Raw genomic sequence first — 24,588 nt, forward strand, 5'->3', positions numbered from 1 at the left:
GAACCTCACCTTCTCGTCTCCCCAGGGAGACGAGCTTATCCCGTGACCGGTGCGGATGTTGACTCGCCGTGCCGACTGCACCGGGCCGACCACCCGCCCGGGGTCACCTGAACGACCATCCGCCGCGCGCAGTGTTCGCAGAAGCGCGGCGGGTCGACCAGCGCCAGCCGTTTGCGGCACTGTTCGTGCACACCTTCGGTGCCGGGCTTGCCGCACCAGCCACAGTAGGTCACGGGATCGGCGTGGGTCACAGCGTCTCGTTCAGCGCCTTGATCGGCATCTTCAGCTCGGCCAGCATGTCCAGGTCCTGGCTGGCCGGGCGGCCGAGGTTGGTCAGGTAGTTGCCGACGATGATGGCGTTGATGCCGCCGAGCATGCCCTTCTCCGCGCCGAGGTCACCGAGGGTGAGCTCACGGCCGCCGGCGAACCGCAGCATGGTGCGCGGCATGGCCAGGCGGAACGCGGCGACCGTGCGCAGCGCCTCCGGGCCCTCCACGATCGGGTAGTTCTCGTACGGCGTGCCGGGGTTGGGGATGAGGAAGTTCATCGGCACCTCGTCCGGCTCCAGTTCGGCGAGCTGCACCGCGAACTCGGCGCGCTGCTCGATCGACTCCCCCATGCCGATGATGCCGCCGGAGCAGACCTCCATGCCCGCTGCACGGACCATCCGCAGGGTCTCCCAGCGCTCCTCCCACGCGTGCGTGGTGACCACGTTCGGGAAGTGCGAGCGGGCGGTCTCGAGGTTGTGGTTGTAGCGGTGGCAGCCCATCTCGACGAGCTCGTCGACCTGCTCCTGTGTGAGCATGCCGAGCGAGCAGGCGATCTGGATGTCGTTGCCGTCCTCGCGGATGGCCTTGATGCCGTCGCGGACCTGGGAGAGCAGGCGCTCGTCCGGGCCGCGGACCGCCGCGACGATGCAGAACTCCGTCGCACCGGCGGCCAGCGTCTGCCGTGCGGCCTTGACCAGGCCGGGGATGTCCAGCCACGCGGAGCGCACCGGCGTGGGGAACCGGCCGGACTGCGAGCAGAAGTGGCAGTCCTCCGGGCAGCCGCCGGTCTTCAGGCTGATGATGCCCTCGACCTCCACCTCGGGCCCGCACCAGCGCATCCGGACCTCGTGCGCGAGGCCCAGCAGCTCCTCCAGCTTGTCGTCACCCAGGTTGAGCACCTCGACGAGCTGTTCCTGGGACAGTCCGACGCCGCGCTCGAGCACCTGCTCGCGCGCGATTCCGAGAATGCCGGTCTTCTCAGCCGCAGCCGTCAACGGGTCCTCCCTGAGCCAGTTCCTGTCGCGACTGGCAAGTCTGCCTCAGATGCGGCCGTGCGGTGAGGGACGTATCTCACTCAGCTGGTCACGAGGACTTGTAGGTCATCGCGAACTGCTCGGGGTCGAACTCGCCGCCGAACCACGGCGAGAGCCCCGCGCGGGCCGTCTCGACGAAGCGCGCCTGTTCCAGCGCACCGGCGCCGTGCGGCAGCGCGCCCAGCAGCGGAGCACCCGCCGCGACCGGCAGGTCCTCGAGGTTGCACCGGGTGGCCAGATCGGGCTCGGCCGGCCAACTGCCGATCACCACGCCGAGCGACTCGATGCCCCGGCGCAGCAGCGCCTCGGCGGTCAGCGCGGTCGCGTTCAACGTGCCGAGCCCGGCGGACGCGACGACCACGACGGGCACGCCCATCGCCCACGCGGCGTCCGCGATCGTCGAGCCGTTGCTGTCGAACCGCACGAGCAGGCCACCCGCGCCTTCGACGATCACCAGGTCGTGGTCCTCGTCCAGCCTCGACACGGCCTCGGCGATGTCGGCGGGCCCGATCGTCGGCATGCCGCTGCGGCGGGCGGCGGTCTCCGGCGCCAGCGGGTCGAGGTAACGGACCAGCTCGACCGTGGTCACGTCGCCCGCGAGTCTTCGGACGGTGTCCAGGTCACCCGTGCCGTCCTCGTTGAGGCCCGCCTGTGCGGGCTTGACCACGGCGACTCGCCTGCCGTCGGCCTTCGCCAACGCGGCGATCGCCGATGTGACGATCGTCTTGCCAACCTCGGTCCCAGTACCGGTGACCACGATCACGCTCACGTCGAACCAGATTACGAGCAGTACCCGGGGTACGACACGCCGGGGCCGGGAAAGCGCTTACTCCGTGCGTTTCGCCACAGAGTCACGGACCATCAGCTCGGCGGGCAGCCAGAGCTTCGTCGGGCCGGTCACGGTCTCCACGCCGCTCGCGATCCGGCCTGCCCGGCGGGCGCCCTGGTCCAGCGGCAACCGCACGGTCGTCAACGCCGGGACGACGTCGACGGCGGACGGCAGGTCGTCGAAGCCCGCCACCGAGATGTCCTGCGGCACCCGGATTCCGCGCTGCCGCAGCGCCGCGATCACCCCGAGCGCCATCAGGTCGTTGCCCGCGATGATCGCCGTGACGTCGGCGCCGACCAGCTCCATCGCCGCGTCGAAACCGGACGCGCGGGAGAAATCACCGTGCACCACCGCCGCGGGTTCGATGCCGTGCTCGTCGAGCGCCGAGCGGTGGCCTTTGAGCCGCGCGGTGGTCGTGCTGTTGCCCGCAGGACCGGCCACGTACGCGATCCGCCTGTGCCCCATCGTGATCACGTGCCTGGTCAGGGCGCGTGCACCGCCCTCGTTGTCGAACGCGACGCACGGCACGTCGATGCCCGGCGGCGCGGGCCGTCCGCACATGACCACCGCGGTGCCCGCCGACAGCGCCTGGCCGATGAGCTTCGCGATGGCTCGCAGGTGTTCCGGCTCCTCACGGGTGCCGCCGGTCAGCACCACGCCGCGAACCCGTTGGCGCAGCAGCAAGCTGATGTACTTCAGCTCGTCCGACGGTGAACCGGCCGTGTTGCAGATCACGGCGAGCAGGTCCGCGCTCGCGGCTTCCCACTGCGTGCCGCTGGCCTGGATGGAGAAGAACGGGTCGGACACGTCGTTGACGATCACGCCGATCACCTCGGACGTCGCCGCGGCCAGGGCCCTGGCCGGGCCGTTGACCACGTAGTCGAGCTCACCCAGCGCGCGGTGCACGCGGTCGCGCGTGACCGCGGAGACGGGATAGTTGCCGTTGAGCACCCGCGACACGGTCGCGGTGGACACTCCCGCACGTGCCGCGACGTCCGCCAATGTCGCCGCCATCCGGCTACCTCCCAGCACAGCCTATTGACACCCGGTCCGGTGCCTGCCTAGCTTACGCTGATAGTAAGCGCTTTCTACGCCGAGAAGGGGAGACCATGGCGGATCGGCGGCCGATCGGTATCGCGATGAACGGCGTGACCGGGCGGATGGGGCTGCGGCAGCACCTGCTGCGGTCGGTACTGGCGATCAGGGAACAGGGCGGCATCCCGATCGGCGACGGCAGCGTGATCTGGCCGGAACCGGTCCTGATCGGCCGCAACGAGCACAAGGTCAAGGCGATCGCCGACGAGCACGACCTGCCGTGGACCACGAACCTCACCGAGGCGCTGGCCGACCCCGGTGTGCGGGTCTACTTCGACTCGCTGGTCACCGGCGAGCGGCAGCGGACCGTGCGCGAGGCGATCGCCGCGGGCAAGCACGTCTACTGCGAGAAGCCCACCGCGTCGGACCTGGCGACCGCGCTGGAGCTGGCGAGGCTGGCCAAGGACGCGGGCGTGAAGAACGGCGTGGTGCAGGACAAGATCTTCCTGCCCGGCCTGCTGAAGCTCAAACGGCTGGTCGACGGCGGCTTCTTCGGCCGGATCCTGTCGGTGCGCGGCGAGTTCGGCTACTGGGTCTTCGAAGGCGACTGGCAGCCGATCAACCGGCCGTCGTGGAACTACCGCGCCGAGGACGACGGCGGGATCATCCTGGACATGTTCTGCCACTGGCAGTACGTGCTCAACCACGTCTTCGGCAAGCCGCTGAGCGTGCAAGCCCTTGCCGCGACCCACATCCCGGCCCGCTGGGACGAGCAGGGCGCCGAGTACCGGGCGACCGCCGACGACGCGGCGTACGGGATCTTCGAGCTCGACGGCGGCATCGTCGCGCAGATCAACTCGTCGTGGGCGACGCGGGTCTTCCGCGACGAGCTCGTCGAGTTCCAGGTGGACGGTACGGAAGGCAGCGCGGTCGCCGGTCTGCGGCGGTGCCGCGTGCAGCACCGCTCGGCGACGCCGATGCCGGTGTGGAACCCGGACCTGCCACCGACCGAGGACTTCCGGTCGCAGTGGCAGGAAGTCCCGGACAACCGGGTGTTCGACAACGGGTTCAAGACCCAGTGGGAGCTGTTCCTCAAGCACGTCGTGCTGGACACGCCGTGGCACTGGGACCTGCTGGCCGGTGCGCGTGGCGTGCAGCTCGCCGAACTCGGGCTGCGCTCGGCGAAGGAAGGCCTGCGGTTGTCCATTCCGGACCTGGAGCTGTGAGTGTGATCATCGAACTGCCGACCGGCCCGTACCGCCTCCGGTCCTCCGGCGGGTACTCCCCCGGGCCCGCGCCGCTGAGCCGCCGGCTGCTCGCGGCGGCCCACGTGGTCGCGGACCCGTTGGGGGACAACACCCCCGGCAGCCCGGCAGCCGTCGACTGGGACGCCACCCTCGCCTACCGCAACCACCTGTGGGAGCACGGTTTCGGTGTCGCGGAAGCGATGGACACCGCACAACGCGGAATGGGCCTGGACTGGGCCGCGACCAGGGAACTGATCCGCCGCACCGGGGCGAACGCGGCGGGGCCGTTCGCGTGCGGCGCGGGAACCGACCAGCTCGCCCCGGGACCGCACACGGTCGACGAGGTCGTCGAGGCCTACACCGAGCAGGTGGCGGTGATCGAGGAGACCGGTGGTCAGGTGATCCTGATGGCCAGCCGGGCACTGGCCGCCGCCGCGGCCGGACCTGATGACTACCACCGGGTGTACGGGCACTTGTTGCGCCAGGTGTCGGCGCCGGTGATCCTGCACTGGCTCGGCCCGATGTTCGACCCGGCGCTGGACGGCTACTGGGGCTCGGCGGACCTGGACGCGGCGACCGGCGTTTTCCTGGATATCATCGAGTCGCACGGGTCCGCTGTGGACGGTGTGAAGATCTCGCTGCTGGACGCGTCACGGGAAGTGGACCTGCGCCGCCGTCTGCCGACCGGGGTTCGGTGTTACACGGGCGACGACTTCCACTACCCCGAGCTGATCCTGGGCGATTCGGCGGGCTACAGCGACGCGCTGCTCGGCATCTTCGACGCGATCGCCCCGGCGGCGGCAGCCGCCGTCCGCGCGCTGGACGCCTCGGACACCGCCACGTACAACGAGATCCTGGCGCCGACAGTGCCGCTGTCACGGCACATCTTCGGCACACCGACGTACTACTACAAGACGGGCATCGTGTTCCTGGCGTGGCTGGCCGGGCACCAGACCCATTTCAGGATGGTCGGCGGACTGGAGAGCGCGCGTTCGGTGCCGCACCTGGTGGAGCTGTTCAAGCTGGCCGACGCGGCCGGACTGCTGCCCGACCCGGATCTGGCCGCGGGCCGGATGCGCGCGTTCCTGGAGGTGTCGACGTGACTTCCCGGCTGAGCCTCAACCAGGCGACCACCACCCAATGGGATATTCCCTCCTTTGTGGACGGCTGCGCGCGGGCTGGCGTCACCCAGGTGGGCCTGTGGCGCGGCCCGGTGGCCGACCACGGCCTCGAGAAGACAGCCAAGCTGGCGCGGGACGCGGGCTTGACCGTGACCTCGTTGTGCCGTGGTGGTTTCTTCGCCGACGCCGACGCGATCGCCGACAACCGCAAGGCGATCGACGAAGCCGCGGCACTGGGCACCTCGATCCTGGTACTGGTGTCCGGCGGCCTCCCGCCGGGCAGCTCCGACATCGACGGGGCTCGGCAGAACGTGATCGACTCGATCGCCGAACTGGCGCCCTACGCCGCGGCGCAGGGCGTCCAGCTCTCGATCGAGCCGCTGCACCCGATGTTCGCGGCCGACCGGTGCGTGGTGTCCACTCTGGACCAGGCGCTGGACATGGCGCTGCTGTTCCCGGCCAACCAGGTCGGCGTGTGCGTGGACACGTACCACATCTGGTGGGATCCCGGTGTGTACCAGGCGATCGCGCGAGCCGCCGGGCGGATCTCCATCTTCCAGGTGTGCGACTGGATCACGCCGTTGCCGGAAGGTGTGCTGCTCGGGCGCGGCATGATGGGTGACGGCTGCATCGAGTTGCGGCGGCTGCGGGCGGCGGTCGACGCCACCGGCTACGCGGGCCCGATCGAGGTGGAGATCTTCAACCAGTCGATCTGGGACTCACCCGGTGACGAAGTGGTCGACCGCGTGATCGGCACCTACCAGGAGCACGTTCTCTGACCAAGACCGAAACCGCACAGCACGGCATGGCCATGTCCGCACTTGCCTTGGCGGGCGGGATCTCCACAGTGATCGCGGTCGTCGCCGTCGCCCTGACGGGACCGTCGACGACCGGACCGCAGCGGCGGCACAGCTGCTGCGCGTCAGCCCACAGCGACCGCGGCGCACAGAGCCTTCGTGATCAACGCGAGGTCCTCGTCACCCGTGATGTACGGCGGCATCGTGTAGATCAGATCCCGGAACGGCCGCAGCCACACGCCTTCCTCGACGGTCGCCTTCGTCGCCGCGGTGATGTCGACCTGGTGGTCGAGCTGGACCACCCCGATCGCGCCGAGCACGCGGACGTCCACCACCCCGGGCAGGTCCAGCGCGGCCTCCAGGCCGGTGACCAGGCCGTGCTCGATCCGGCGTACGTCGTCGGCCCAGTCGCCGCCGAGCAGCAGGTCGAGGCTGGCGTTGGCGATCGCCGACGCCAGCGGGTTGCCCATGAAAGTCGGTCCGTGCGCGAGCACCGGCAGGTCGCCCTGCGAGATGCCCTCGGCGATCTGCGAGGTGCACAGCGTGGCGGCCATCGACAGGTAACCGCCGGTGAGCGCCTTGCCGAGGCACATCACGTCCGGGCTGACCGCGGCGTGGTCGGCGGCGAACAGCGTCCCCGTGCGGCCGAAGCCGGTCGCGATCTCGTCGAAGATCAGCAGGACGTCGTTGGCCAGCGTCAGCTCACGCAGGATGTGCAGGTAGCGCGGGTCGTGGAAACGCATCCCGCCCGCGCCCTGGACCAGCGGCTCGACGATCACGGCGGCCAGCTCGTCGGCGTGCTGCTCGATCAGGTCCGCGAGCGTGGCGACGTACTCGTGGTCGACGCCCGCGTCGAACCCCGCCGGAGGCGCCGGGGCGAAGATCTGCTCCGGCAGGACGCCACGCCACAGCGAGTGCATCCCCCCATCCGGGTCACAGACGCTCATCGGGTGGAACGTGTCGCCGTGGTACCCGCCGCGCCACGTCAGCAGGCGGCGCTTGTCCGGACGGCCGGTGGAGCGCCAGTACTGCAGGCACATCTTGATGGCGACCTCGACGGAAACCGACCCCGAGTCGGAGAGGAACACGTGCCGCAACGGTGTCGGTGTGATCTGCACCAGACGGGACGCGAGCCGCACGGCCGGTTCGTGGGTCAGTCCGCCGAACATCACGTGGCTCATCCGGCCCGCCTGGTCGGCCATGGCCTTGTCGAGCTCCGGGTGCCGGTAGCCGTGGATGGCGGCCCACCATGAGGACATGCCGTCGACCAGGTCACGGCCGTCGGCCAAGTGCAGTCGGACCCCCGACGCGGATTCCACGACGTACGGGTCCCTGGTGCCCGGCATCGGACCATACGGATGCCAGACGTGCGCGCGGTCCAACGCGATCAGCTCGGCGACGTCCACGGACCGACACTAGTGCCAATTGGTCGCATCTTGGGACCTATTCAGCGACATCCATCCCATCAGGCCTGGTCCGCCGACGGCAGGCTATCGTCAGCTGCCGTGACCGAGTGGACCGCTCTGCACCCGATCATCGACGGCGGTGATCCCGGCAACGTCGTGCGCCTGACGCACAACCTGACCGCCGCGACCCGCAAGGCGCTGGTCGAGCCGCTGCGGGCGTACGAGAAAGAACTGCGGACCGGCACATTCGTCAGCAAACGGCACTGGGGTCCGAGGCTGTGCGCGCTCACGGTCGCCGGGGCCGCGTTGCTGCCCACGGCGTCCAGTGTGGCGGTGTGGGTCACCCGCAACGGCCTGCGTGAGGACGAAACCGGGACGGACGTGATCGACCTGGTCGTGGCAGTGCTGCGGGACCGGCAGGTGTCGTGGCTGCCGGACCTGGTCGACCGGTTGGCGCTGCGGCTGCCGCCGGACCGGCTCGACGAGGACCTGCGCCGCCTGGTCACGAGTCTCGCGTCGCACACCGGCATCGCGCCGCTGGCCACCGACGGCCTCGTCTACTCGTGGATCGCCACCGGCCACGCCGACACCGGCCGCTCGGCGCTGGCCCGCCGCCTGTTCGAAGTGGACGGTGTCGGTCCGCTGCTGGAAGCCGGTGGCTGGCCTGCGAAACTGGCGAACGACCCGGCGCTGGACCGCACGATGCTGCTGGAAGGCTGCCTGTTCCGGCTGCGGCGCGGCGGCCGCACCGCCGACCTGAACGGTTTCCTGGTCCTGCACAAGGCACTCGCCCCGACCACAGCCGAAGTCGCCATGCTCGCCGAGGACTACGAGGCCCTGCTGTCCGGTTCGTACGCGCCCGTCGCGGCCATGGCCCGCCACCAGCTGACGCTGGCGGGCCAGGCCGGGGCGGTCAAGCCATGCAGGCCGGTCCGAGCAACGCCTTGAGGTCGCCCATCAGTGCCGGGTTCGGGTTGACCCGCAGGGTGTCGTCGAGCTTCAGCAGGGTCTTGCGTGAACCGTTGATCAGCCGCAGGTGCACCTCGGTGGTGCCGGGGTGCGTCGACAGGGCTTCCTTCAGCTGGGCGACGATGTCCGGCGTGCACTTGGACGCGGGCATGCTGACGCGGAACGGCTGGCTGCCCGCCATCGCCTCCAGGTCCGGCACGACCAGGTCGTTGGCGATCAGCGAGATCCGGTCGTCGCGCTTGGCCACCCTGGCCTTGACCAGCACGATCGCGTCCTCGACCACGCTCATCCCGATCACCGAGTAGGTCTTCGGGAAGAACAGCGCCTCGATGCCACCGGCGAGGTCCTCCAGCTGGGCGGACGCCCACGGCTCGCCGTTCTTGTTCACCCGCCGCGTCACCGAGGCGAGGATGCCGCCGATGGTCACCTGGGCGCCGTCGTTGACCGTGCCTTCCAGGATCGCCGCGATCGGCGTGTCGGTCTGCGCGGACAGGATGTGCTCGACGCCGTCGAGCGGGTGCCCGGAGACGTACAGACCCAGCATCTCCCGTTCGAGGGCGAGCTGGTGCTTGGTCTCCCAGGCGTCTTCCGGCACTTTCACGTCGAACACCGACGACACGTCGTCGTCGGCCGAGTCACCGCCGCCGAACAGGTCGAACTGGCCGACGGCCTCGGCGCGTTTGGTGTCCATCACCGCGTCGATCGCGTCGGTGTGCACGAGGAACAGGCCCTTGCGCGGGTGCTTGAGCGAGTCGAACGCGCCTGCCTTGATCAGCGACTCGACGACCTTCTTGTTGCACGCCTGCGCGTCGACCTTGCGCAGGAAGTCCGAGAAGTCGACGAACGCGCCCTTCTCGTTGCGGGCCTTGATGATCGAGTCGACGACGTTGGCGCCGACGTTGCGGATCGCGCCGAGGCCGAAGCGGATGTCGTCGCCGACCGGCGCGAAGTCGCGGGCGGACTCGTTGACGTCCGGCGGCAGCACCGTGATCCCCATCTTGCGGCACTCGGCCAGGTAGATGGCTGCTTTGTCCTTGTCGTCACGCACGGACGTGAGCAGGCCGGCCATGTACTCGGCGGGGTAGTTCGCCTTCAGGTACGCCGTCCAGTACGACACCAGGCCGTACGCGGCCGAGTGGGCCTTGTTGAACGCGTAGTCGGCGAACGGGACCAGGATCTCCCAGAGGGTCTTGACCGCGTCCTTGGGGTAGCCGTTGTCCAGCATGCCCTTCTCGAACCCGGCGTACTCCTTGTCCAGGATCTCCTTCTTCTTCTTACCCATCGCTCGACGCAACAGGTCTGCTTGGCCGAGCGTGTACCCGGCGAGCTTCTGGGCGATGGCCATGACCTGCTCCTGGTACACGATCAAGCCGTACGTCGTGCCCAGGATGTCTTCGAGCGCCTCGGCCAGTGCCGGGTGGATCGGCGTGATCTCCTGCTGCTTGTTCTTGCGCAGGGCGTAGTTCGTGTGCGACTTGGCACCCATCGGGCCCGGCCGGTACAGCGCGCCCACGGCCGAGATGTCCTCGAAGTTGTCGGGTCGCATCAGGCGCAACAGGTCACGCATGGGCCCGCCGTCCAGCTGGAACACGCCGAGCGTGTCGCCGCGGGAGAGCAGCTCGTAGGTGGCTTTGTCGTCCAGCGAAAGCGTTTGCAGGTCGATCGGTTGTTTGCCGTTGAGCTCCATGTTGCGCAGGCAGTCGTCGATGACTGTCAGGTTGCGCAGGCCAAGGAAGTCCATCTTCAGCAGGCCAAGCGACTCGCACGTGGGGTAGTCGAACTGGGTGATGATCGAGCCGTCCTGCGGGCGTTTCCACAGCGGGATCACGTCCAGCAGGGGCTCGGCGGACAGGATCACCGCACAGGCGTGCACACCGGCGTTGCGGATCAGGCCCTCCAGGCCCTTTCCGGTGTCGATGATCTGCTTGACCTGCGGGTCCTGGTCGTAGAGCGCCCGGATCTCGGTGGCTTCCTTGTACCGCTTGTGCTGCGGGTCGTGGATTCCCGACAGCGGGATGTCCTTGGCCATCACCGCCGGTGGGTAGGCCTTGGCGATCCGGTCGGCCACCGCGTAGCCGGGCTGGCCGAACAGCACACGGGCGGCGTCCTTGATCGCGGCCTTGGCCTTGATCGTGCCGAACGTGATCACCTGGGCGACCTTGTCCTCGCCCCACCGCTCCGTGGTGTACCGGATGACGTCACCGCGACGGCGCTCGTCGAAGTCGATGTCGATGTCGGGCGGGGACACACGGTCCGGGTTGAGGAACCGCTCGAAGATCAGCCCGTGGGCCAGCGGGTCGAGGTCCGTGATGCCCATCGCGTACGCGATCAGCGCGCCCGCGGCCGAACCACGGCCGGGGCCCACCCGGATGCCGTTGGACTTGGCCCAGTTGATCAGGTCCGCGACCACGAGGAAGTACGCGGGGAAACCCATCTGCAGGATGACGCCGATCTCGAACTCGACCTGCTGCTTGTGCAGGTCGTCGACGCCGTCCGGGAAGCGGCGGTGCATGCCCTCCCAGACCTGCTGCTTGAAGTACTCACCCTCGGTCATCCCGTCGGGGATGGGGAACTTCGGCATCAGGTTGCGGGAGGTGAACATGCCTTCCGTCGAGACCTTCTCGGCGATCAGCAGGGTGTTGCGGCAGCCCTCCTGCCAGGCGTCGGACGAGTCGATCGCGCGCATCTCGTCGGGCGACTTCAGGTAGTAACCGGAGCCGTCGAACTTGAACCTGGTCGGGTCCTGCATCGTCTTGCCGGTCTGCACGCAGAGCAACGCGTCGTGGGCGTCGCGCTCGTGCTCGTACGTGTAGTGCGAGTCGTTCGTGACCACGAAGGGGATGCCCACCTTCTTGGCCACGTCGAGCAGCTCGTTGCGGACCTTGAGCTCGATGTCGATGCCGTGGTTCATCAGCTCGACGTAGAAGTTGTCCTTGCCGTAGATGTCCTGCCACTCACCCGCGGCCTTGACGGCCTCGTCGAAGTGGCCGAGGCGCAGCCGGGTCTGCACCTCGCCGGACGGGCAGCCGGTCGTGGCCATCAGGCCGTTGGACAGGCTCGCCAGCAGCTCCCTGTCCATCCGCGGCCACTTGCCCAGCTGGCCCTCCATCGAGGCGAGGCTGGCGGCGCGCATGAGGTTGCCGAGGCCCTCGGCGTTGCGCGCCCAGATCGTCTGGTGGGTGTAGGCGCCGCTGGCCGAGACGTCGTCGGACTTCTGCGACGGGTCACCCCAGCGGACGCGGTCCTTCACGTGCCGCGAACCGGGGGCGAGGTAGGCCTCGATGCCGAGGATGGGCTTGATGCCCGCGGCCGTCGCCTGCTTGAAGAAGTCGTAGACACCGTTCATGTGACCGTGGTCGGTGATCGCGACGGACGTCATGCCCAGCGCCTCGCACTGGGCGAACATGTCCTTCAGCTTCGCCGCTCCGTCGAGCATCGAGTACTCGGTGTGCACATGAAGGTGAGTGAAGGAGTCAGCGGCCACGATCCACCACCCTAAACGTTCCATCGACGCCCACCACACCCGACACGAACATCTGACAATCTTGGGTGCTGTGCGATTCCAACCTGTGTCCTACGCCGCACTTGTCGATCATGTCGTCTCGTGCACAACTGCCGTGCCCGGCCAGGTCAGGGTGGCGATCGACGGCGCGGCGGCCGCCCGGCCCGGCGAGTTCGCCGACGCGCTGGTCGACCCGCTGCGGGTGCTGGGGCGGCCGGTGGTCCGGGTGCGCGCGCAAGACTTCCTCCGGCCCGCGTCGCTGCGCTTCGAGCAGGGCAGGACCGACGAGGAGTCCCGGTACACGTCCTGGCTGGACGAAGGCGCGCTGCGCCGCGAAGTGCTGGCCGGCGACAAAGTCCTGCCGTCGTTGTGGAACGCGCGGACCGATCGCGCCACCCGCGCCGGCTACGTTCCGCTGTCGCCGCAGGGCGTGGTGGTGATCGACGGTGAACTGTTGCTGGGTCGCGGATTGCCGTTCGACCTGACGGTCAGCCTGTGGCTGTCGGCCGGGGCGCTGAGCAGGCGGACCGATCCGGGCGACGTGTGGAGCCTGCCCGTCTTCACCAGGTACGACACCGAAGTCGACCCGTTGACCACCGCGGACGTGGCGGTCAGGTTCGACGACCCGAACCACCCGGCGATGCGAACCACCTAGGGATCTGGCCATTCGCCGCCAGATGGTCTATACCAATTGATGAGATTCCGCACACCCTGCCCGCGGAGGTTCCATCATGCGCAAGATCCTGGTCGCGGCGGTCGTTGCCGCCGCCCTCTTCCCGGTCCAGGCCGGGCACGCCGGCACAACGACAGCGACGACAGCGACGACTTCGGCCACGGCGACCTCGGTCGCGCCGTACGTCGACATGGGCGCGTGGCCGACACCCGTACTGTCCACAATGGCCACCCAGGGGAACGTCAAGAGCTTCACCCTCGGCTTCATCACCTCGAGCGGCTGCAAGGCGAGCTGGTTCGCCGCCTACGACCCGCGCTCGGGCTGGCAGCGCGAGGAGATCGACAAGCTCCGCGCCGCTGGTGGCGACGTGAAGATCTCCTTCGGCGGCGCGTCCGGGATCGAGTTGGCCTACTACTGCATGACTCCGGCCGCGCTGGCCGCCGAATACGACGCTGTGGTCAAGGCATACGCGTTGAAGTACGTGGACTTCGACATCGAAGGATCGGCTGTCGCCGACCCGGCCACGATCGCACGGCGTTCGCAGGCGATGAAGATCCTGCAGGACCGCAATCCCGGCCTGAAGATCTCGCTCACGCTGCCTGTTCTGCCAACCGGACTGACCGCCGACGGCGTGAACGTCGTCCAACAGGCCAAGAACGCCGGTGTGAACCTGGATCTCGTGAACGTGATGGCGATGGACTACTACCAGGGACCGGCGGATCAGGGCGCCAAGGCCATCGCCGCGGCCAAGTCCACTCACGCACAGGTCAAGAGCGTGCTCGGGATCTCCGATGACGCCGTCGCGTGGAAGAGGATCGGCGTCACCCCGATGCTCGGTGTCAACGACTCGCGCAACGAGATCTTCCTGCAGAAGGACGCTCGGGCCTTGGTCGGTTTCGCCTCTTCCGTCCACCTCGGGATGCTGTCGACCTGGGAACAGGGCCGGGACGCCAACGCCTGCAACGGCGCTCTCCACCGGTGCACCAACGTCGCCCAGTCGCCCTACGAGTTCTCGCGGATATTCGCCGGGTTCACCGGTTGACCTTCCGCTGTTTCGGCATGCTTTTCGCCATGCCGCGGTGTTTGGGCTCCAGACGGACTGGGGCGGCGCCGATTTGACACGGAGCCTCCGGAATGGCCTCGGAGAGCGCAAAAGGTGGAGCCCCGCCCAGGGGGCATGCTCACACGGCTTCGTATGGCTGCGGGGCTCTCCGCGCGGTCAGGCCCAAGGCCATTCCGCTCCATGTGAAATCGGCGCCGTTCTCGGGTTTTCGGTCTTTTCGCCCCTGGAAAGCATGTCTTGCTCGCGCTCCTCTGCCCCACGTTCTCCCGTTCTCTTCTCTCGGGCCCGGGCTCGGGCTCTATGCGAGCAGGGTGCCGTCTTCCTTGCTGTACAGCAGAAGGCGGCCCTGCTCGGGTACCGCCGTGATCTCCGCGCCTGCCCGCGGTTCGTGTTGTTCGCGGACTGTCATTCCCAGGAGGCTGCCGTCCGGGCACTCGAGCGTCACCAGTGAGCTCACGCCGAGGTTCTCGATGGTCGAGACTGTTCCGGTGATTCCCCGCCCGGCTGGTTCCCGCGTCAGGTACTCCGGGCGGATGCCGACCGTCACCTTCGTGCCGTCCGGTAGTGCTGCCGGTGTGGGCAGGGTCGCTCCGGCCACTGCCAGGTTTCCTCCTTCGATTGTTCCGTCAAGGAGGTTCATCGGGGTTGAGCCGATGAAGTTCGCCACGAACGTGTCCGACGGGCGGCCGAACACCTCCCTCGGGCTGCCCAGCTGACGGATCCTGCCGGATTCCATCACCGCTATCCGGTCGGCCAGCGCCAGTGCCTCGGCTTGGTCGTGGGTGACGAAGACCGTGGTGATGCCTATCTCCCGCTGCAGGCGTTTGAGGAACGTCCTCGCTTCCAGGCGCAGTCTGGCATCCAGGTTGGACAGCGGCTCGTCCAGCAGCAGCACGTCCGCGTCGATCGCCACCGCGCGAGCCAGCGCCACCCGTTGTTGCTGCCCGCCGGACAGCTGACCCGGCCTGCGGTCCAGCAGGCCCGCCAGGCTCAGGCTGTTCGCTGTCCTTTCCGCGACCTCGCGCTGGGTCGCCTTGGGCTGACGGCGGACCTTCAGCGGGTACGCGATGTTCTCCGCGACTGTCATGTGCGGGAACAGGGCGTAGTCCTGGAACACCATCGCCACCTTGCGGCGGCCCGGTTCCACGGCGGTCATGTCCTTCTCGCCTATCGCCACCGTGCCCTCACTGGCCTGTTCCAGGCCTGCCAGGGTGCGCAGCAGTGTCGTCTTCCCGCAGCCCGACGGGCCCAGCAGGGCGAAGAACTCCCCGTCGGCTATCTCCAGGTCCAGCGCGTCCACCGCGCGCACCCCGTTCGGGTACACGGTGGACAGTGCTTGTGCTTTGATCCTCGCCATCAGCTTTTGATCCCTCCGTGGAACCGGAAGCCGTATCGCTTGCTCACGAACAGGTACAGCGCCACGACTGGAATGGAGTACAGCAGCGAGAACACCGGGATCACCGTCAGGTTCGCGCTGCCGCCCTCGTCGTACAGGGTCCGCATCAGCACTGCGGCGGGCTGGCTGGTGATGTCCCGCAGCAGCAGGAACGGCAGCAGGAAGTTGCCCCACGCCTGGACGAACGCCCAGACCACGATGGTCGCGATGCCCGGCCGCGCGATCGGCAGGACGACGTGCAGCAGGATCTGCCAGGGTGACGCTCCGAACACCCTGGCCGATTCCTCGTACGAGCGCGGGACGGCGTCGACGAAGTCCTTGAGGATGAATATCGCCGCCGGGAGCATGCCGCCCGCGATCACCAGCGCTGTGCCGTACTGCGAGTTGATCAGGCCGAGCTGGTACATCATCACGAAGATCGGCACCATCGCCGCGGTTCCCGTGACCACGCTCGACAACAGCAGCAGCACGTACAACAGCACGTCTCTGCCGGGTATCCGCACGCGGGACAACGCGTACGCCGCGCCGGCCGCGAGAACGGTCGTGACGATCATCGCCAATCCGCACAACACCAACGAGTTCACCAGAGACGTCAACGCGTACGGGTGGTCGAACGTGGCTGTCACGTTGTCGAACGTCCAGTCCGGCCAGCGCAGGCCCAGGCCCGGTCTGCTGTCGAACGGGGCACTCGCCAGCCACAGCATCGGGACCGCGAAGAACGCCAGGACCACCGCGAAGAACGCGCTGTAGCCGATCCTGCGCAGCACAAGCGATGTCGTCATCCGCGCCTCCGCAGCAACCGCAGGTACACCAGGGCGATCACCAGGTTCACGAGCAGCAGCAGGAACGAGATCGCCGACGCGTATCCCAGCGCCCCCGAACCGAGCGCTTGCTGGTAGATGAACACCGGCAGCGTCTCCGACCGGTGGTCCGGCCCGCCGGACGTCAGCAGGAACGGCGTGAAGTCGTTGGCCGTCCACAGGGTGATCAGCAGGGTGTTCGTCAGCACGTGACCACGGATGTGCGGGAACACCACGTCCTTGAGCGTGCTGAACCGGCCCGCTCCGACCATCCTCGCGGTCTCCAGCTGCGACGGCGGCACGACATTCAGCGCCGAGCTGTAGAGCAGCATGGAGAAAGCCGTGCCACGCCACAGGTTGAACACGATCAGACTCGCCATCGGGTACTGCACGAGCCACGCCGTGCCCGGCGTGTTCAGCAGGGCGTTGAGCGTGCCGCCGTCCCTGTCGAGCACGGCGACCCACAGGTAGGCCACGACCGTGCTCGGCAGGATCCACGCCAGCAGCACCAGCCCTTCGACCAGGCGCCGCAGCCAGCGGCGCGCGCCGCGCAGCGACCACGCCAGCGTGAAGCCCAGGACGTTCTGCCCGATCATCGCCGAGCCGAAGACGAACAGCAGCGTCAACCACAGCGAGTTGCCGAACAGCGGGTCGCTCAGCGCCCCGGTGATGTTGCCGGTGCCGACCAGTTGCGGGTTCACCGACGACGGACCGGTCAGCGTGTAGTCGGTCAGTCCGATGTAGATGCTCCAGAGCGCGGGGAAGACCAGGAAGATCCCGATCAGCACCAGCGCGGGCGCGACGAACGCCAGCGCCCTGCCCCGGCCGAGGCCCGCCGAGTCAGTCGACGGCAACGCTGGCCTCACCGACAGCCTTCACTGCCGCCTGCTGGTAGGCCGCGGCCGCGTCGTCCGGGCTCTTGCCCGCGACCACGTCCGCGGTTGCCTGCTGCAACGCCGCGGAGATCTGGGTGTACTGCGCCAGGCCAGGCCGGTAGCGAGTGATCGGCAGGACTTCCTTGCTGACGTACGAGAGCATCGGGTCCCCCTTGAGCACGTCGTCGTTGACGTCGCTGCGGACGGTGATCTGCGGTGTGCCGGCCACCCGTGCCTTGGTCGCGTCGAACGAGTTCATGAACTGGACCAGTTCCCACGCCTGACGCGGGTACTTGGTGTTCGGGTTGACCACCCGGATCGACCCGCCGGACATGCTCACGAAGTCCTGGCCGCCCACTCCGGAACCCGCGCGCTGGGCCGGTATCTTCGCCCAGCCGACAGCGGTGTCGCGGTCGGTCATCTTGGCGACGCCGTTGGCCGGGTTGACCACCGAGCGCCAGAAGTAGTCGCTCTCCAGCAGGATGCCGATCTTGTTGCCGGCGAACTGGGCGAAGGACTTGTCGCGGCCCTTGGCCTCCTGCTGCAGCAGGGGGTCGCCGAGGCCGCCGGAGTAGATCTTCTGGTACAGCCCGAGCACGTCTTTCAGGTTCCGGCTCGCGCCCTGCCATTTGCCGTTGTCGTAAACGGGTTTCCCGGTTCCCGCGAGCAGCGGGAGCACGCCCTGCATGGTCGTGGCCTCGGTCATCGCCGTGCCCGCGTTGAGCTGGATGGGGATGACGCCCGGGACGGTCTTGAGTTTCTGCCCCGCCTCCAGCACGTCGTCCCAGCTGCGGGGCTGCCAGTCGGCGGGCAGGCCGGCCTGTGCGAAGAGTTTCTTGTTGAAGTACAGGACGCGGCCGTCCGTGCCGACCGGGACGCCGTAGCGCTTGCCGTCGAAGTCCCCGAGCGCCGCCACCGCCTTGGGGATCTTCGACCAGCCGTCCCACGCGTCCACTTTGTCCTGCCCGACCAGATCGGCCAGCGGCTTGGCCTGTCCGGCCTGCGCGAACTCGCCGAGCCAGATCCCGTCGATCTCCTGGACGTCGGCGCCGCCGCCGGTCTTGAGGTCCAGCGCGACCTTGGTCTTGTAGTCCTTGTCGTCGGCTCCGTTGCCCTCGAACCTGACCGTGGCGGTCACGCCCTTTGCTTTCTGTGCCTCCACGAACTTCGGGATGACGTGGTCGACGGTCCACTTGGCCGTGTTCTCGTTCTTGCCGCCTGCCAGGGCGTTCGCGCCGATGGTGAGGGTGAACTCCTTGACGTCGGCGTTCTGCCCGGCGTTCTGATCAGCGGGTTTGCCGACACACCCGGCCACTGTCAACGGCACGACCACCAGCAGGGACAACAGGGGTACAAGTCGCATCGTCGCGCCTCCCAAGTGGAAACTTCACCGGAACTTCTGGCGGTTGGGTGGCCGTATCCTCTCCTCACGGGTGATCAATGACAAGAGAGCGGACCAGCCGTTCGGGCGGAGAGTCACGGCGGTGCACGCACCGGGCAGTTCGACGGGGTAGCGTTTCGTGCCGTGGTGACCCCCGATCCCGTGGACATGCGTCTGCTGACTCTGCTCGCCGAGATGGGCCGGGCAGCCGTGCACGAGGTCGCCGCCCGGTTGGGAATGGATCCCAGGGAGGCGGCGTCCCGGCTTGTCGCACTGTCGGCCAACGGTTTGCCGCTGGTCGTGGGCGTGGAATGCGATCCGGGCAAGCTACGCGCCCTGCTCGCCGCGTCAGCGTCACCACCACCTGCCTACCACCCCGTGCAGGGGACACCGTCGGGTGTCTACCCGGCCAGCGCCTACCCCCAGAGCGGTCCCCAGCCCGGCGCGTACCCGCCACCGAACACTGGCCACAGCTATCCGATGGGCCCGCCGTCGGGCGCGAACGCGTACCCGGCAGCCCACCCCCAGCAACCGCCGCCGCACGCCCACCCGGTAATGGGCACACCGTCAGGTGTCTACCCGGCGGCAGGCACACCGTCGGGCGTGTACCCACCGCCTCCGCCGCCGTACCAGTCCACGCCGTCGGGCGCGTACCAGGTGCACGGCACGCCGTCGGGCCGTTACCAGGCCCCTGCGCAGCCGCCGCCCAGCCAGCCGATTCCCGTCCAGCCGCCGCCACCTCCCGCCGACCCGGTGATGAGCACGTGGGGGCCGCCGCAGACGGCGACGTGGGCGCGTGGGGACCAGCCGGGCGCACAGAGTCAACACGGCGGCCAGCCGCAACCGTCGCACCAGGCGCCCCGCGCGGCCACCACGCGGACCGCGAAAGTCGGCGAGACGCTGGAAACCGAGGGCCTCGAAGGCGAGTACCTGGCGATCCAACTGGTCGAACTGGTCGACCCGGCGGACTTCCTGTTCACCGCGGCCGGCTACCGGCTGCAGGAAGGCGAACGCTCGGTCGTCGTGCACACCGAGATGGTCAACCGGGGCAACCAGGCGTTCAACTCGCTGCCCGACCTGTACCTGGTCCTGGTGACCAAGGACGGGCAGACGGTGTCCAAAGCGCCGGTGTCGCTGTCCTCCAGGCCGCCACACCGGATCGGTGTGGCGCCTGGCGAGACAGCGGGCGGCCACGCGGTCTACGTGCTGCCGGAGCACACCGAGATCACCGCGATCCGCTGGACCGCGCGCCCTGACGACACCTCACGCGCCCTGACCTGGGAAGTCGTGCTGTGAGCCGGTGATCAGGACTCGGCGCGCAGCCCGTCGAGGGCGGCGGCGAGGTCGTCGGGGTACTCGCTGGTGAACTCCACCCAGCGGCCGTCCGCCGGGTGGTCGAACCCGAGCGCCCTGGCGTGCAGCCACTGCCGTGTGATGCCGAGCCGCTTGGCCAGCACCGGGTCCGCGCCGTAGGTCAGGTCCCCGACGCACGGGTGGCGCAGTGCCGAGAAGTGCACGCGGATCTGGTGCGTGCGGCCGGTCTCCAGTTTCACCTCGACCAGCGACGCGGCCCGGAACGCCTCAAGCACCTCGTAGTGCGTGATGCTCGGCTTGCCGGACGCCACCACGGCGAACTTGTAGTCGTGTTTGGGGTGACGGTCGATCGGCGCGTCGATCGTGCCCACGGTCGGGTCGGGGTGCCCCTGGACGATCGCGTGGTAGGTCTTGTCGACCGTCCGTTCCTTGAACGCACGTTTGAGCACGGTGTACGCGTGTTCGCTCTTGGCGACGACCATCACGCCGGTGGTGCCGACGTCGAGCCGGTGCACCACGCCCTGCCGCTCCGCCGCACCCGAGGTGGACACGCGCACACCCGCGGCGGCGAGCCCGCCGATCACGGTCGGCCCGGTCCAGCCGGGGCTGGGGTGGGCGGCGACGCCGACCGGCTTGTCCACCACGACGATGTCGTCGTCCTCGAAGACGATCCGCAGCCCGTCGACCGGCACCGGGATCATCTCGACCGGCCGCTCCGGCGCGGGCAGCGTCACCTCGAGCACCGTGCCCGCGATCAGCCGGTCGGACTTGCCAGCGGGCCGTCCGTCGATCACGACGTCGCCCGCCTCCGCGATCGCGGCGACCGTGGTCCTGGACAGGCCGAGCAGCTTGGACAGCCCGGCGTCGACGCGCATGCCGTCCAGTCCGTCCGGTACGGGAAGGGTTCGCAGGTCACTCATTGGACGCGGCCTCCTTGGTGTCCTGGGCCTTGTCCTTGGAGCGGCGGCCGTCGTACTCGTGGCCGAGCAGGGACAACACGACGATGAGGATGCCGCCGACGACGATGCTGGAGTCGGCGACGTTGAACACGGGCCACGCCTCGCCGTTCGGCGCGAACAGCGACAGGAAGTCCACCACGTGCCCGCGCAGCGGCCCCGGCGCCCGGAAGAACCGGTCGACCAGGTTGCCGAGCGCACCGGCGAGCACCAGCCCGAGCCCGATAGCCCAGCCGCCGGACCGCAGCTTCGGCAGGATCCAGATGATCGCGACGACGACACCGATGGCCACGAGCGCCAGCACCCAGGTCATCCCGGTCGCGATCGAGAACGCGGCACCCGGGTTGCGAACGATCTGCAGGTAGACCAGCCCGCCGAGGGCGCGGACGGGCTCCTTGCCCTCCAGTCGCGCCAACGCGACGACCTTGGTCACCAGGTCGAGCGCGAAGAAGACGACGGCCGTGCCCAGCAGGAACGCGGCCTTCCGCGGGGGCCTGGTCTCCTCCGGTTCGCTTTCGGTACTCACCTGGGTCATTGTCCACGTCGTGCCGGTGTGCTCAGGCGCCCGGGTACGTGCCGAACGTCCAGACATTCCCCTCGGGGTCGGCGATCGCCACGTTGCGCGCGCCGTAATCGGTCTCGTACGGCTCGGTGACCACCTTGCCGCCCGCGTCGGCGACACGCCGGTGGACGCCGTCGATGTCCGCGGTGCAGACGTACACCCACTGCGTGCCGGGGACCGGCTGCGGGTAGTCGGGGTGGTTGCCGCCGGACCCGTACATCAGCCCGCCGCCTTCGGGCCATTTCAGCTCCGCGTGCACGATCCGGGTGCTGTCGTTGTCGTCCCGGACGGTCAGCGTCTCGGTGAAGCCGAGCACTTCGGTCATGAAGACGCGCGCTGCCTCCGCGTCGGAGAAGATCAGAGTGGGCCACACGCCGGGGTTGTTGTCCGAGGTCATGTCAGTGACTGTGCCGGGTCGTCGTCCTGCAGGTCTTGGAGAAACGGGAGCTCCTCGCGGACCCAGGTCGCCGGGGTGCACCCGGCGAGCGCGCGCCACTCGTTCGTCATGTGCGCCTGGTCGTAGTAGCCCGCCTCCACGGCGGTGTCGGTCAGCGAACGACCAGCCCGGACGAGCGACGTGCTGTGCTCGAAACGGATCAGCCGGGACACCTGTTTCGGCCCGAGCCCGACTTCGCCCGAGAAGCGCGACGTGAAGTGCCGCCTGCTCCAGCCGACCTCGTCCGCGAGGTCCGTGACCGGTCGCGCCCCGCGGCCGGTCACCATCCGCCGCCACGCCCACTGCACCTCGGCGACCAGGTTGACCGGGCGCAGCGCCCCGGCGAGTTCGGCGTCGAGCAGCGCGAACCGCGCGTCCCACGTCGGCGCCGCGGCCAGCCGGCCGGGCAGCGACGGCGCCCAGCGCGCGGGCAGGTCAGCCAGGTCGACGACGTCCGAGGTCAGGTCGGTCGCGGGCACGCCGAGCAGCGCGCGCAGCCCGATCGGGTTCAGTTCGAGGTGGATCCCCTGCTGGAAGCTGTCCTGCCGGATCAGGGTGGGTTCCAGGTGCAGGCCGCCGACCAGGGCCTGGCTGTCCCGCGCGCCGCCGGGCCCACCGATCACCCTGATCGGCTCGGCCAGGCTGATGATCAACGTGACGGTGCCGGACGGCAGGCCGCGGTGCACCGGCAGGCTGACGCCGTGCTGCGTGTACCCGATGTATCGCCGGACAAGGTGGCGCAGCGCGGGGTGCGGTGCCCGCGCGGTGAAGTCCACATCCGACTGTTCCATCAGCCACCAGCGTAAGCCAACTCAGAACCGGCGGCCACGCATCGCTTGGCCGACAGGAGGAAGCAGCACCAGTACGGTCGCGAGCACCCAGAGCACCAGTGCCAACGCCAGCGCGGCGATGAACTCGCCTCCGCCGTCCACGAGAACCTTGATGACGGCGTACATGTAGTACATGGCGACGAGCCCGCCGAGCACAGCGATCAGCCACCGGGCGAACGAGAGCCGGACCGCGAGCAGGACCGCGAGGAGCGCGAACGTGCAGCCGACCGAGATCCCCGTCGAATACCCGAAGTCGCCGTTGCCGGTGATGTCCTCCGAGAACATCATCCCGGGCACCGCGATGTACATCTCGATGGTTCTCGCCCCCTTGTCGATGGACAGGATCGAGATCACGAGCGACAACACAGCGCACACGGCGAACAGCGCGGCCGCGATGTAGGCGGGCGCTGTGTTCTGGCGTGGGGCATAGCCACCGTACGGTGACGGCTGCCAACCAGGACCTGGGTAAGTCATGGCAGGCAGTATCGACGATCCGGCCACAACGGACAGCCCGAACGCGTCAGTCCGTCAAGAACGACGGCAGCTGCCTGATGTCGGCCTCCGGGACCCACCGGCCGTCCTCGAGGACGTAGTTCAGCGCCGGGCCGTTGGCAACCAGCGTGCGCAACGCGTGCACGAGGCGGTCCACGTGCTCGGCCGTGGTGCCGAGTCCGATGCTGGCCCGCAGGGCGCGCTGCTCCGTCGAACCGACCTTGCCGAGCAGCCGACGGGTCGCGATGTGGGCGCAGAACGCGCCGTCCCGCACACCGATGCCGTACTCGGCCGACAACGCGGCCGCGATCAGACCAGCGTCGTGACCGGCGATCGTGAAGCTGACGACGCCCACGCGCGGGCCGCCGAAGATGCTGAGCTCGGCGAGGCCCGGGACGTCACGCAGACCGGTGCGCAGCCGGTGCAACAGCGCGGTCTCGTGCGCCTCGATGTCGGCCCACCGCGCGGCGATGGTCTTGCAGGCCACCGCGAGGGCGTGCACGCCGACGACGTTCGGAGACCCGGCCTCGTGCCGCTCCGGCACCGCCGACCAGGCGACGCCCAGCCGGTCGCCCCAGTTCACGACCTGCTTGGTCGCGCCACCACCCGCCAGGTACGGGTCCGCCGCCTGCAGCCAGTCGGCGCGGCCGACCAGCACACCGGCACCGAGCGGTGCGTAGAGCTTGTGCGCCGACAGCACGACGTAGTCGACGTTCCACGACTTGATGTCGATCGGGCGGTGCGGCGCCAACTGGGCCGCGTCCAGCGCCACCCGGGCGCCCTGCTTGTGGGCGACAGCGGCCAGTTCCTCGATCGGCCACAACTCACCGGTCACATTGGACGCTCCGGTGATCACGACCAGCCGCGGACCGGTCGGCGCCGCGGCGAGCGCCGCGTCCAGCGCGATCACCGCGTCACCAGGGGATGCCGGGGTCTGGATGCGGCGCACCCACGGCCCGCGCCACGGCAGCAGCGCCGCGTGGTGCTCGGTGTCGAACAGCACCACCGACGTCGCCTTGGGCAGCGACCGGGCCAGGAGGTTGAGCGAATCCGTGGAGTTGCGGGTGAACACGACGGTGTCGCGCGTGCGGGCGCCGACGAACTCGCGCAGCACGCCACGGGCCCGCTCGTAAACCTTGGTGGAGACCTGGGAAGCGAAGCCCGCACCGCGGTGCACGCTGGCGTACCAGGGAAGCAGTTCGTCGACGGCGTCCTGCACGCTGCGCAGGCAGGGCGCGCTCGCGGCGTGGTCGAGGTTGGCGTACTGGATCTGCTCGCCGGTGGCGAGCGGCACCGTCAGGCTGGCGCTGACCACGGGCGGGACAGCGGCGTGGTCCTGTGCGTACTGGCGTTGGCTGGGCAGTGCGAGCGTCATGCCGGCTCCTCCGGGCCTGGGACCCCAGGGAGGGTCCGCGCTTGCCCAGCCACGGTTTGTGGCGGGCCTGGTCCTCACCCGGGGCACCCCACCGCGGTAGGAGGGTTGCCGGCCAGCAAGCCGGGGCTTCGCGCTGGCACTCATGACCTTCGTTTTCAACATAGCGGACGGACCCCGTCCGACGCGACAGCCTTCCGGCTGAATTGTGTGGCATGCCACAAGATCG

General features: G+C 68.8%; 23 protein-coding genes and 1 riboswitch. Of the genes, 7 read left to right on the forward strand and 16 right to left on the reverse strand.

The window, feature by feature from the left end:
* Positions 1-35: 35 nt before the first annotated feature.
* The 4 genes from bsaP to AOZ06_RS43540 form a co-directional block, all read right to left on the reverse strand.
* Complete coding sequence (gene bsaP / locus AOZ06_RS62390; RefSeq protein ID WP_054297359.1) at positions 36-233, reverse strand: biotin synthase auxiliary protein BsaP; 198 nt, start codon at positions 231-233, stop codon at positions 36-38.
* A gap of 14 nt (positions 234-247) precedes the next feature.
* Complete coding sequence (gene bioB / locus AOZ06_RS43530) at positions 248-1,264, reverse strand: biotin synthase BioB (protein WP_054294711.1); 1,017 nt, start codon at positions 1,262-1,264, stop codon at positions 248-250.
* A gap of 88 nt (positions 1,265-1,352) precedes the next feature.
* Positions 1,353-2,072 carry a dethiobiotin synthase gene (gene bioD, locus AOZ06_RS43535; protein ID WP_054294712.1) on the reverse strand — a complete coding sequence of 240 codons (720 nt, stop codon included), beginning with the start codon at positions 2,070-2,072 and terminating at the stop codon, positions 1,353-1,355.
* Positions 2,073-2,129: 57 nt separating this feature from the next.
* Positions 2,130-3,146: a LacI family DNA-binding transcriptional regulator gene (locus AOZ06_RS43540; protein ID WP_054294713.1), complete on the reverse strand. Its 1,017-nt coding sequence runs from the start codon at positions 3,144-3,146 to the stop codon at positions 2,130-2,132.
* A gap of 95 nt (positions 3,147-3,241) precedes the next feature.
* Between AOZ06_RS43540 and AOZ06_RS43545 the strand changes: the two genes are divergently transcribed.
* Genes AOZ06_RS43545 through AOZ06_RS43555 form a run of 3 tightly spaced genes read left to right on the forward strand, consistent with a single transcriptional unit; the run spans position 3,242 to position 6,314 of the window.
* Positions 3,242-4,393, forward strand: a complete 1,152-nt coding sequence (locus AOZ06_RS43545) for a Gfo/Idh/MocA family protein (RefSeq protein WP_054294714.1) — start codon at positions 3,242-3,244, stop codon at positions 4,391-4,393.
* Entirely contained in the window at positions 4,390-5,517 is a 1,128-nt protein-coding gene (locus AOZ06_RS43550) for a dihydrodipicolinate synthase family protein (protein WP_218921878.1), read from the forward strand. The genes AOZ06_RS43545 and AOZ06_RS43550 overlap by 4 nt, the downstream gene beginning before the upstream one ends.
* On the forward strand, positions 5,514-6,314 hold the full coding sequence (locus tag AOZ06_RS43555; protein WP_054294716.1) for a sugar phosphate isomerase/epimerase family protein: 801 nt from the start codon (positions 5,514-5,516) through the stop codon (positions 6,312-6,314). The genes AOZ06_RS43550 and AOZ06_RS43555 overlap by 4 nt, the downstream gene beginning before the upstream one ends.
* Positions 6,315-6,457: 143 nt before the next feature.
* On the opposite strand, the gene AOZ06_RS43560 is transcribed toward AOZ06_RS43555, so the two are convergent.
* Complete coding sequence (locus tag AOZ06_RS43560; protein ID WP_054294717.1) at positions 6,458-7,738, reverse strand: adenosylmethionine--8-amino-7-oxononanoate transaminase; 1,281 nt, start codon at positions 7,736-7,738, stop codon at positions 6,458-6,460.
* Between the two features lie 99 nt (positions 7,739-7,837).
* Between AOZ06_RS43560 and AOZ06_RS43565 the strand changes: the two genes are divergently transcribed.
* Positions 7,838-8,686 carry a hypothetical protein gene (locus tag AOZ06_RS43565; RefSeq protein ID WP_054294718.1) on the forward strand — a complete coding sequence of 283 codons (849 nt, stop codon included), beginning with the start codon at positions 7,838-7,840 and terminating at the stop codon, positions 8,684-8,686.
* Here AOZ06_RS43565 and dnaE read toward each other — a convergent pair.
* Entirely contained in the window at positions 8,652-12,215 is a 3,564-nt protein-coding gene (gene dnaE, locus AOZ06_RS43570) for a DNA polymerase III subunit alpha (RefSeq protein ID WP_054294719.1), read from the reverse strand. The genes AOZ06_RS43565 and dnaE overlap by 35 nt on opposite strands.
* A gap of 46 nt (positions 12,216-12,261) precedes the next feature.
* Between dnaE and AOZ06_RS43575 the strand changes: the two genes are divergently transcribed.
* Positions 12,262-12,864, forward strand: coding sequence for a nucleoside/nucleotide kinase family protein (locus AOZ06_RS43575; protein WP_054294720.1), 603 nt, complete (start codon positions 12,262-12,264; stop codon positions 12,862-12,864).
* 76 nt (positions 12,865-12,940) lie between these two features.
* Positions 12,941-13,924, forward strand: a complete 984-nt coding sequence (locus tag AOZ06_RS43580) for a chitinase (protein WP_054294721.1) — start codon at positions 12,941-12,943, stop codon at positions 13,922-13,924.
* 319 nt (positions 13,925-14,243) lie between these two features.
* Here the strand turns inward: AOZ06_RS43580 and AOZ06_RS43585 are convergent, their stop codons facing one another.
* Genes AOZ06_RS43585 through AOZ06_RS43600 form a run of 4 tightly spaced genes read right to left on the reverse strand, consistent with a single transcriptional unit; the run spans position 14,244 to position 18,379 of the window.
* Positions 14,244-15,302 carry an ABC transporter ATP-binding protein gene (locus AOZ06_RS43585; protein WP_054294722.1) on the reverse strand — a complete coding sequence of 353 codons (1,059 nt, stop codon included), beginning with the start codon at positions 15,300-15,302 and terminating at the stop codon, positions 14,244-14,246.
* The gene (locus AOZ06_RS43590; protein ID WP_054294723.1) at positions 15,302-16,123 is read right to left on the reverse strand and encodes a carbohydrate ABC transporter permease; all 822 of its coding nucleotides are present in this window, start codon (positions 16,121-16,123) and stop codon (positions 15,302-15,304) included. Before AOZ06_RS43590 ends, AOZ06_RS43585 begins: the two co-directional genes overlap by 1 nt.
* A complete protein-coding gene (locus tag AOZ06_RS43595; protein ID WP_083472327.1) occupies positions 16,120-16,995 on the reverse strand; it encodes a carbohydrate ABC transporter permease in 876 nt (291 codons plus the stop codon). The genes AOZ06_RS43590 and AOZ06_RS43595 overlap by 4 nt, the downstream gene beginning before the upstream one ends.
* The gene (locus AOZ06_RS43600; protein ID WP_054294725.1) at positions 16,982-18,379 is read right to left on the reverse strand and encodes an extracellular solute-binding protein; all 1,398 of its coding nucleotides are present in this window, start codon (positions 18,377-18,379) and stop codon (positions 16,982-16,984) included. Before AOZ06_RS43600 ends, AOZ06_RS43595 begins: the two co-directional genes overlap by 14 nt.
* Positions 18,380-18,541: 162 nt before the next feature.
* Here AOZ06_RS43600 and AOZ06_RS43605 point away from each other — a divergent pair, with 162 nt between their 5' ends.
* A complete protein-coding gene (locus AOZ06_RS43605; RefSeq protein WP_157233569.1) occupies positions 18,542-19,693 on the forward strand; it encodes an AsnC family protein in 1,152 nt (383 codons plus the stop codon).
* 8 nt (positions 19,694-19,701) lie between these two features.
* On the opposite strand, the gene AOZ06_RS43610 is transcribed toward AOZ06_RS43605, so the two are convergent.
* The 6 genes from AOZ06_RS43610 to AOZ06_RS43635 are packed head-to-tail and all read right to left on the reverse strand — an operon-like array spanning position 19,702 to position 24,362.
* Complete coding sequence (locus AOZ06_RS43610) at positions 19,702-20,631, reverse strand: RluA family pseudouridine synthase (protein ID WP_054294726.1); 930 nt, start codon at positions 20,629-20,631, stop codon at positions 19,702-19,704.
* Positions 20,624-21,202: a signal peptidase II gene (lspA, locus tag AOZ06_RS43615; protein ID WP_157233570.1), complete on the reverse strand. Its 579-nt coding sequence runs from the start codon at positions 21,200-21,202 to the stop codon at positions 20,624-20,626. The genes AOZ06_RS43610 and lspA overlap by 8 nt, the downstream gene beginning before the upstream one ends.
* A 22-nt stretch (positions 21,203-21,224) precedes the next feature.
* The gene (locus AOZ06_RS43620) at positions 21,225-21,626 is read right to left on the reverse strand and encodes a VOC family protein (protein WP_054294727.1); all 402 of its coding nucleotides are present in this window, start codon (positions 21,624-21,626) and stop codon (positions 21,225-21,227) included.
* Positions 21,623-22,456: a helix-turn-helix domain-containing protein gene (locus AOZ06_RS43625; RefSeq protein ID WP_054294728.1), complete on the reverse strand. Its 834-nt coding sequence runs from the start codon at positions 22,454-22,456 to the stop codon at positions 21,623-21,625. The genes AOZ06_RS43620 and AOZ06_RS43625 overlap by 4 nt, the downstream gene beginning before the upstream one ends.
* A 21-nt stretch (positions 22,457-22,477) precedes the next feature.
* Positions 22,478-22,969, reverse strand: coding sequence for a hypothetical protein (locus AOZ06_RS43630; RefSeq protein ID WP_054294729.1), 492 nt, complete (start codon positions 22,967-22,969; stop codon positions 22,478-22,480).
* Between the two features lie 46 nt (positions 22,970-23,015).
* A complete protein-coding gene (locus tag AOZ06_RS43635; protein WP_054294730.1) occupies positions 23,016-24,362 on the reverse strand; it encodes an aminotransferase class V-fold PLP-dependent enzyme in 1,347 nt (448 codons plus the stop codon).
* Positions 24,363-24,394: 32 nt separating this feature from the next.
* Positions 24,395-24,510, reverse strand: a riboswitch (SAM riboswitch).
* Between the last annotated feature and the right edge of the window lie 78 nt (positions 24,511-24,588).

Origin of the sequence: Kibdelosporangium phytohabitans (assembly GCF_001302585.1) — a bacterium.
Lineage (GTDB): Bacteria > Actinomycetota > Actinomycetes > Mycobacteriales > Pseudonocardiaceae > Kibdelosporangium > Kibdelosporangium phytohabitans.

What these genes read in the sequence shown, in the direction of transcription:
- AOZ06_RS43545 (WP_054294714.1), top strand. Translation starts at nt 3,242, where the DNA reads ATGGCGGATCGGCGGCCGATCGGTATCGCGATGAACGGCGTGACCGGG.
- AOZ06_RS43540 (WP_054294713.1), bottom strand. Translation starts at nt 3,146, where the DNA reads ATGGCGGCGACATTGGCGGACGTCGCGGCACGTGCGGGAGTGTCCACC.
- AOZ06_RS43635 (WP_054294730.1), bottom strand. Translation starts at nt 24,362, where the DNA reads ATGACGCTCGCACTGCCCAGCCAACGCCAGTACGCACAGGACCACGCC.
- AOZ06_RS43610 (WP_054294726.1), bottom strand. Translation starts at nt 20,631, where the DNA reads ATGAGTGACCTGCGAACCCTTCCCGTACCGGACGGACTGGACGGCATG.
- AOZ06_RS43620 (WP_054294727.1), bottom strand. Translation starts at nt 21,626, where the DNA reads ATGACCTCGGACAACAACCCCGGCGTGTGGCCCACTCTGATCTTCTCC.
- AOZ06_RS43580 (WP_054294721.1), top strand. Translation starts at nt 12,941, where the DNA reads ATGCGCAAGATCCTGGTCGCGGCGGTCGTTGCCGCCGCCCTCTTCCCG.
- AOZ06_RS43590 (WP_054294723.1), bottom strand. Translation starts at nt 16,123, where the DNA reads ATGACGACATCGCTTGTGCTGCGCAGGATCGGCTACAGCGCGTTCTTC.
- AOZ06_RS43600 (WP_054294725.1), bottom strand. Translation starts at nt 18,379, where the DNA reads ATGCGACTTGTACCCCTGTTGTCCCTGCTGGTGGTCGTGCCGTTGACA.
- AOZ06_RS43625 (WP_054294728.1), bottom strand. Translation starts at nt 22,456, where the DNA reads ATGGAACAGTCGGATGTGGACTTCACCGCGCGGGCACCGCACCCCGCG.
- AOZ06_RS43630 (WP_054294729.1), bottom strand. Translation starts at nt 22,969, where the DNA reads ATGACTTACCCAGGTCCTGGTTGGCAGCCGTCACCGTACGGTGGCTAT.
- lspA (WP_157233570.1), bottom strand. Translation starts at nt 21,202, where the DNA reads ATGACCCAGGTGAGTACCGAAAGCGAACCGGAGGAGACCAGGCCCCCG.
- dnaE (WP_054294719.1), bottom strand. Translation starts at nt 12,215, where the DNA reads ATGGAACGTTTAGGGTGGTGGATCGTGGCCGCTGACTCCTTCACTCAC.
- AOZ06_RS43585 (WP_054294722.1), bottom strand. Translation starts at nt 15,302, where the DNA reads ATGGCGAGGATCAAAGCACAAGCACTGTCCACCGTGTACCCGAACGGG.